Below are 328 nucleotides of genomic sequence, written 5' to 3'. Positions count from 1 at the left end.
CCGCAATGCTTGGTGCTGTGCCTGTGCCATCCGGTGTGAACACTGCTGTCCAGGTGATGTTGTCAGTCGTAGTCAGGCCAGTCAATGTACCGCCTACCACTGTGATGTCGCTTGCATCAAAGCCTGCGACCGCTTCACTGAAGGTGAAGCTAATGTTGGCATCTTCACCTGCCGCAAGTGCAAGGTCATCTGTCGTGATTGCAAGGGTTGGTGCTGTCGCATCAACAGTCACTGTGCCGGTTACCGGAGTTGAAACGTTACCTGCTACATCTGTTGCAGTCACGCTCACTGTGTGCGGGCCATCTGCCAACACTGGAAGTGTATTGTC

The 328-nt window shown here is 54.0% G+C and carries 1 protein-coding gene; it reads right to left on the bottom strand.

Annotation, left to right across the window (positions count from 1 at the left end):
• Positions 1-328 (bottom strand): Ig-like domain-containing protein (locus HUN22_RS18065; protein ID WP_254617577.1); only part of this gene is annotated, 328 nt, incomplete at both ends.

Source organism: Acinetobacter lactucae, assembly GCF_013344765.1.
Classification (GTDB): Bacteria; Pseudomonadota; Gammaproteobacteria; order Pseudomonadales; family Moraxellaceae; genus Acinetobacter; species Acinetobacter lactucae_A.
The sequence above is the reverse complement of the archived record's forward strand: the minus strand, read 5'-3'. Positions and strand labels throughout refer to the sequence as shown.